At 67.5% G+C, this 7,192-nt stretch carries 5 protein-coding genes; 2 read left to right on the top strand and 3 right to left on the bottom strand.

What is annotated here, in order from left to right:
• Window positions 1–37: 37 nt before the first annotated feature.
• Together OWR29_RS46350 and OWR29_RS46355 are read right to left on the bottom strand one after the other, a co-directional pair.
• Window positions 38–1,552 (bottom strand): sugar ABC transporter ATP-binding protein, encoded by a 1,515-nt coding sequence (locus OWR29_RS46350; RefSeq protein ID WP_267570089.1) that lies wholly within the window; start codon window positions 1,550–1,552, stop codon window positions 38–40.
• Window positions 1,552–2,214: a DUF2291 family protein gene (locus tag OWR29_RS46355; protein WP_267570090.1), complete on the bottom strand. Its 663-nt coding sequence runs from the start codon at window positions 2,212–2,214 to the stop codon at window positions 1,552–1,554. The genes OWR29_RS46350 and OWR29_RS46355 overlap by 1 nt, the downstream gene beginning before the upstream one ends.
• A 249-nt stretch (window positions 2,215–2,463) precedes the next feature.
• Here OWR29_RS46355 and OWR29_RS46360 point away from each other — a divergent pair, with 249 nt between their 5' ends.
• Together OWR29_RS46360 and OWR29_RS46365 are read left to right on the top strand one after the other, a co-directional pair.
• Entirely contained in the window at window positions 2,464–3,915 is a 1,452-nt protein-coding gene (locus OWR29_RS46360; RefSeq protein ID WP_267570091.1) for a nucleoside hydrolase-like domain-containing protein, read from the top strand.
• Window positions 3,916–4,018: 103 nt separating this feature from the next.
• A complete protein-coding gene (locus OWR29_RS46365) occupies window positions 4,019–5,026 on the top strand; it encodes a sugar-binding transcriptional regulator (protein ID WP_267570092.1) in 1,008 nt (335 codons plus the stop codon).
• On the opposite strand, the gene OWR29_RS46370 is transcribed toward OWR29_RS46365, so the two are convergent.
• Complete coding sequence (locus tag OWR29_RS46370; protein WP_267570093.1) at window positions 5,014–6,123, bottom strand: alpha/beta hydrolase family protein; 1,110 nt, start codon at window positions 6,121–6,123, stop codon at window positions 5,014–5,016. The genes OWR29_RS46365 and OWR29_RS46370 overlap by 13 nt on opposite strands.
• Window positions 6,124–7,192: the final 1,069 nt, after the last annotated feature.

A 7,192-nucleotide genomic window follows, 5' to 3' on the forward strand; every position in this document is an offset into this window, starting at 1 on the left:
GATTCCCAGCCCTCCCGGAAGCTTTCGAATGCATCTGTCATGACTGGGCCTCCAGGACGCTTTCGGATGCGGAAGCGGTGACGAGCGCTTCCTCGGTGACGTTCTCGGCGGTGAATTCGGCGGTGATGCGGCCGCGGGCCATCACCAGCACCCGGTCGGCCATGGCCATGACCTCGGCCAGCTCGCTGCTGATGAACAGCACCCCGAAGCCCTGCGCGGCCAGGTCGGCCATCAGCCCGGCGATCTGCGACTTGGCGCCGACGTCGATGCCACGGGTGGGCTCGTCCAGCAGCAGCACGACCGGCTCGGTGAGCAGGGCCCGGGCCAGCACGACCTTCTGCTGGTTGCCGCCGCTGAGCGCGGTGACCAGGGCGCCCAGGCCGGGAATCTTGATGGCCAGCTCGCCGACCTTGTCCTTGGCCGTGCGCTGCTCGGCGCCGGCGTTCAACAGTCCACTTCTGGTCATTCGCGCAAGAGTGGACAACAAAATGTTTTCCCGTACGGACATGGTCTGCACGAGCCCGTCGCGCTGACGGTCCTCCGGCACCAGCGCCAGGCCGGCCGCCATGCGGGCCCGGACAGTGCCCTTCGGCTCCTCGACCCCGCGCACTGACACCTGGCCACTGCTCGCTTGGCGCATACCCATGAGCGTTTCGACCAGTTCCGTGCGGCCGGCGCCCATCAGCCCGTAGATGCCGACGACCTCGCCCGCGCGCACGGTCAGCGACACGTCGTCGACCTTGACCGTGCCGGGGACGCTCAGACCGCGCACGTCGAGCAGCACGTCGCCCACCGGTGAGCTGTTCCGCACGTACAGGGAGTCGGGGTCGCGCCCGACCATCTGACGCACGATCCAGCCGGTGTCGGTCTTGCTCATCGACTCGTGGGCGACCAGGCTGCCGTCGCGGAAGACGGTGACCCAGTCGCCGATGCGGCGGAACTCGTCCAGCTTGTGCGAGATGTAGATGACGGTGACGTCCTGCTTCCGCAGGTCGGCCATCACTTCGAACAAGACGTCCACTTCGTGGTTGGACAGCGCCGAGGTGGGCTCGTCCATGATCAGCACGCGGACGTCCTCGAGCAGGGCCCGGCCGATCTCGACGAGCTGCTGCTGGCCGATCGGCAGGTCGCCGACCAGCGTGTCCGGGTCGAGCTTGTCCTGGCCGAGCCGCTTGAGCACGTCGCGGGCGCGCTGCCGCTGACCGCCGGCGTCGACGAAACGGCCACCTTTGCGCAACTCGCGGCCGGCGAACAGGTTCTCGGCGATCGTCATGTTCGGGAAGAGGCTGAGCTCCTGGTGGATGATCCCGATCCCCAGGGCCTGGGCCGTCCGCGGGCTGTCGAGCTGCACGGCCTCGCCGTCGAGCCGGATCTCGCCGCTGGTCGGCTGCTCGGAACCGCTCAGGATCTTCATGAGCGTCGACTTGCCGGCGCCGTTCTCGCCCACCAGCACGTTGACCTGACCGCGGTAGGCCGTGAACGTGACGTCCTTCAACGCGCGCACGCCGCCGTAGTTCTTGCTGATGTTATGAGCTTCTACGATTTCGCTCATTACTTGACCGCCAGCTCGGTCGGCACCAGGAAGATCGTGCCCGGGGCGAGCGCCGAGAACGCGCCGTAGAAGTCGACCGTCCTGCCCTTGAGCGCCGCCTTGTCGCCGGCCTTGGCGATCACGTCGGTCTTGACCTTGTCGTTGATCTGGTTGGCGGCCTCGGCGTAGTCGATCTGGTTGGTGAAGTCGCCGAACGAGATGAACTTGACGGCGTCGCGGATGGCCGTGCCGGCGATGACCGGGCCGGTCGCGATGGTCACCTTGACCGGCTTGCCGCCCGGGGACGGAACCTCGACGGTGACCGGGCCGGTGGGCACCGAGGTGTCCACGTCGGTGACCTTGCCGGAACCCTTGACCATGAAGGCGAACGGGCTACCCGTTCCGGCCTGGTTGCCGTACTGCTTGCCGGCCGCCGCGGGGTCGTCCGCGATGGCCTTGGCCACCGTGGTCACATCGACGGCGTTGTCGTGCACGGTGGGCACGATCTTCTGCGTCCAGTTGTTCTCGACGTACGTCTTGGGGTCGGTCGCCGATGCCGCCGCGGCCGTCGATCCGTCCTTCTCGTAGACGTAGACGCCGGGAATCTTGGAGCAGGCCGCCACCGCCGAGGCCAGCGCGGCCGCGGTCGCCGCGGCGAGCAGTCGGCGTGTGATCACCGTCATGTTGAATATCCATTCATAGGCGATTGGGCATGCCCTCACTGTGAATGGTTGATGTCGCCGTTGTCAACGGGTCGTTCCGTTCATGATTCGAACCGCGCATCCCGCCCGGCATCGACATCCTTGACGGCCCGCTACCGCCCCGCTTACGGTGCGGAAGCGATACCGATGCGCTCCTGAATTTCCATTCACCGCTACGACACAGCGCTACCTCCGCCTGTCCATGTCATGCCTGATTTGGAAGGAAATGTGATGCGCCGACTCCGCCGCTGCCTGCTCGCCACCGCGCTCGCAGTGACCCTCCCCCTCGGACTCTCCGCCCCCGCCCAAGCCCACGGCCGCTCGTCGGACAAGCCCAGAATCATCGTCACGCAGGACGGCGAGGTGGACGACATGGACTCGTTCATCCGGCTGCTCTACTACGCCAACGAGTTCGACCTGGCCGGCATCGTCTACTCCAGCTCGCGCTACCACTGGGCCGGCGACGGCGGAACCGTGGCGCCGTACCGCTGGACCGGCACCGCCTGGGTCAACCAGTACATCGACCTGTACGCGAAGCTCTACCCGAACCTGCGCAAGCACGCCGACGGCTACCCCACGCCGGCCAAGCTGCGCTCGCTCTACAAGATCGGCAACGTCTCGAACGTCAGCGAGATGACCCAGGTGACCGAGGGCTCCGAGTGGATCAGGAAAAAGATCCTCGACGACGACCCCGGCCCCCTCTACGTCCAGGCCTGGGGCGGCCTCAACACCACCGCCCGCGCGCTGAAGTCGATCCAGGAGCAGTACGAGGGCACGGCCTCATGGCCGCGACTGCAACGCCGGATCAGCCAGAAGGTCGTCATCTACAACATCCTCAACCAGGACGCCACGCTGGACGGCTACATCAAACCGAACTGGCCCGACCTCAAGATCATCGACAACCAGAGCCAGTTCTGGAGCTTCGCCTACCTGTGGACGCGGCAAGTGCCGGCCGACTATCAGTACGCGCTCAAGGCCCCGTACATGGAAAAGAACTTCCTCACCGGCCACGGGAAGCTCCTCGAGCAGTACCGCACCTACCGCGACGGCAAGCCCACCCCCGGCGACGAAGAGAACAACCGCTGGCGGCCCGACGAGAACACGGCGTACGCGGTGCACGACTTCATCTCCGAGGGCGACTCCCCCGCCTACATGTACCTGTTCGACTTCAACGGCCTGCGGTCGTCCGAGAATCCGACGTACGGCGGGTGGGGCGGCCGGTTCGCGCCCAACGCCACCGGCTGGATCGACACGACCGACGTCAACACCTTCACCGGCGTGGCCGACCGGGCCTTCCCGCAGACACGCTGGGTGGCCGACCTGCAGAACGACTTCGCGGCCCGGGCCGACTGGGGCGTGACACCGCGTTACCGCGACGCCAACCACAACCCCCGTGCCTCCGTACGCGAGGGACTTGACCTTTCAGCCCGGCCCGGCCAGGTCGTCAAGCTGCACGGACGCGGCACCGACCCCGACGGCGACAAGCTGTCCTACCGCTGGTGGCAGTACACGGACGCCGACACCTACCCCGGCGCGGTGACCTTGTCCGACGGGGCCACGGCATCCTTCACGGTGCCGGCCGACGCCGTACGCGGGCAGACGATTCACCTCGTCTTCGAGGTGACCGACGGCGGCACCCCGGCCCTCAAGCACTACCAGCGGGTCATCGTCACGGTGAAGTAGAGCCGTTCGCTCGGTCACTCCGACCGAACGGGCCCAGCCTGAATGGATATTCTCCTGCGCAGGAGGATCTTCTCCTGCGCAGGAGACACACGGGAGGACCGGAGTGGTAGAGCGCTACCCGGCGGCGCGCACAGCCGCCCTGGACGAGGTCGCCACCGACCAGATCCGGCTGCTGACCAAGGTGGCCCGCATGTACCACGAGCGGGGCATGCGGCAGCCGCAGATCGCCGCGCAGCTGCACATCTCGCAGCCGCGCGTCTCCCGCCTGCTCAAACGGGCGGTGGAACTCGGCATCGTGCGGACCACGGTCATCGCCCCGCGCGGCGTGTACGCCGAACTCGAGGAACAGATCGAGCAGGCGTACGGCGTCACCGAGGTGATCGTGGCCGACACGGACGACCACGCCGACGAGAGCCACGTGATGCGCGCGCTCGGCGCCGCCGCGGCCGTCTACCTCGAGACGACCCTGATGGGCGGCGAGCGTATCGGCGTCTCATCGTGGAGCTCGACCATCCTGGCCACGGTCGAAGCCATGCACCCCCGCCCGACCCAGGTCGCCGACCAGGTCGTCCAGATGCTCGGCGGCGTCGGCAACGTGACCGCCCAGACCCAGGCCACCCGCATCACCGGCCGGCTGTCCGCGCTGACCGGGGCCCAGGCGGTCTACCTGCCGGCCCCCGGCCTGCTCGCGTCGGGCGACATGCGGCAGATGTTCGTCACCGACCCCAACATCGAACCGGTGCTGCGCGCCTGCGAAGACCTGACGATGGCCCTGGTCGGCGTGGGCAGCATCGAACCCAGCCCGCTTCTGAGGGAAAGCGGGAACGCGTTCGCCGAGAGCGAGCTGCCCGGCCTGCGCAAGGCCGGCGCGGTCGGCGACGTGTGCATGCGCTTCTTCGACTCGGCCGGCGAACACATCGAATCGTCCTTCGACGACCGAGTCCTCGGCATCGGCGCGGAAACCCTCCGCAAGATCCCGCGCCGGGTCGCCGTGGCCGGGGGCCTGCGCAAAAGCAACGCCATCAAGGCGGCCCTGCGCGGCGGCTGGGTCAACGTGCTGATCACCGACCTGCAGGTCGCCCGCAGCCTGCTGCCCGATCAGGGCAGGTAAAGCACCTCGGGGAAGGCCCGGCTCGGCCCCTCGAGAAGCCGCTGCCGCCGCCGGCGCAGATGCAGATCGAAGAACGCCAACGGGTACGCCTGCTGAATGCGCACAGCACGCCCGCGATCCAAGGTGCCGCACCAGTCCCGCAGCACGTCGTCGCCCAACCCGGTCAGCCGCACGATGTCCGGGACGAACCACTGCTGATCGTTGTACGAGCCATGGGCCGCCCCGACAGCCCGGACGTTCAGCCGCCACCCGCGCAGCTTCCGCCAGAACTCCTCGACGCTGGGCTCGACGTCACGGGGGAACTCGGCGCTCATAATCATGAAAGGACGGGAAAGCCCCTCAACCGGAGGCTGAGACTGCATCTCCCCGTCGAAGCCGAGCCCGGCCCGAACCCGCCGGTCAGTGTTCATGACCAAGGCGGCCGAGGTGGCGCCCTTCGACCACCCGAACATGCCGACGTTGCCCATGTCGAGCGCGTTGCCCAGCGCAGCGGGCAGAGGACGGCGTTCGGCATCGGGGTTGCCGCCGCTGGCCAGAAGTTCGAGCTTGTCGAGCAGGACCCGCATGTCGTGGGCGGAGTGCCAAGGGTTGAAGTCATCGTCGTCGGGGAGGCCGAGGCGACCGTCCGGAAAGAGGGTGTAGCCGTCGCCAGTGTGGTCCACAGTGGCCACGACGTAGCCGTGACTGACCAGCTCCTGCACGACAATCGTGGTCTCGGAGCGCACGCTGTCGTTGCCGTGCGAGTAGATGACAACCGGGCGGCGGCCCGGCTTGACCGGCGCGCCCAGCCGAGCGGCCGTCAGCGGAGCGGCCACTTCGCCGGCATCAAAGCCGACGGCGTCAATTACTACGCGCCACGAGGTGTCGGGCATCCACGGGACCAGGCGGTGGTTGCTCCGTTCGGCGGGGTACCAGACGGTGGCCATGAGTTCGCGGCCGCCGCCGATCAGGTGCAGGTCGATGTTGCCGATGGCGTGGGGGCCGGTCGGCTGGGGCAGGGTCAGCCTGGTCCTTCCGAGCGCTGCCGATGCTGGGCCGGCCAGGGGCACGGCTGCTGCTGCGGCGAGCGTTGTGGTCAATAGTTGACGACGGTTCACGACTCTTCTCCCTCTTCTTACGGCTTCGCCAATAGGTTTGCACAGCCAACCCATTGGCGCTAGAGCCATCGTTTGGCTTTCTTGCGGTGGGACGGCCGGGGACGAGGGCGATCACGCAAGCTTTGAAACCGTCTCTATGCTTTGCGTGATCGCCCTCGTCCCCGGCCTTGCCGGGGTTTCGGCTGCGGCTTTGGTTGTGGTTGGTGCTTCTCTGGTTGCATGGCTGGGCTGGGTCGGTCCGTGCGGGTTTGTGGTCTGGCTGCCGCGTTGGGGACGAAGCTGGGCGGGTCTGTCACTCGGGCGGACCTTTGTGGTGGGTCTCGCGTTCGCACCGCGCCGGTTGCGCTTCTGGGTGGTCGAGGTCAAAGCGATCGGCTGGGGCGCCGGCTGCCCTGCGGGCAGCGGCTGGCTGCCACCGCGGGCGAAATCACGCCACGGCAGCTACTCGGCGAAAGCGGCTTCAGCCGGCGACCGCCGTCGACAACGACGACGGCCCGAACACACGACCGCCGCGACAGCAGTCGCCCAGTGAGAAACACGGACGCCGCCCGCCGAACCGAGCTGTAATAACAGCCGGGCGGCATCGGGCTCGACAGACGATTGCCGTCAGCGAGCCGGTTCGCAGGAGCGCGGCAGACACGGCCGAGCGACCAGCGCGGGTAGAGATGGCCGTCGTGGAGTGGGTGAGCTGAGCCTTAGTGGCGCGCCACCAGCCTTTCCCTCACGATGGGCCGCCAGCGGAACTGACATGCAGACGAACGCCACCCGCAAAAGCTGGGCGCTTGAAGTAGCTGAACTGAGCCACGGCGCGCCCAACCAGCCCTTCCCCACGATGGGCCGCCAGACGGAACTTGACATGCAGACGAACGCCGCCCGTAAAAGCTGGGCGCTTGAAGTGGCTGAGCTGAGCCTTGGCGGCGGGCCACTGGCCATTCGCTCACGGTGGGACGCAGGGCGGATCTGGCACGTAGGCGACCGCCTCGGCGGGGGCTCGCTGGCCTTTTCCTCAGGGTGGGGGCCGGCTTGGTCGGTCTCCCCGGGGCGGCTGTCGTAGCTCATCGTGAGATGA

Source organism: Paractinoplanes pyxinae (assembly GCF_026626335.1).
Taxonomy (GTDB): domain Bacteria; phylum Actinomycetota; class Actinomycetes; order Mycobacteriales; family Micromonosporaceae; genus Actinoplanes; species Actinoplanes pyxinae.

Bases quoted from the DNA above. Each gene is read 5' to 3' on its own strand.
- OWR29_RS46355 (WP_267570090.1), bottom strand. From the start codon at position 2,214: ATGACGGTGATCACACGCCGACTGCTCGCCGCGGCGACCGCGGCCGCG.
- OWR29_RS46360 (WP_267570091.1), top strand. From the start codon at position 2,464: ATGCGCCGACTCCGCCGCTGCCTGCTCGCCACCGCGCTCGCAGTGACC.
- OWR29_RS46350 (WP_267570089.1), bottom strand. From the start codon at position 1,552: ATGAGCGAAATCGTAGAAGCTCATAACATCAGCAAGAACTACGGCGGC.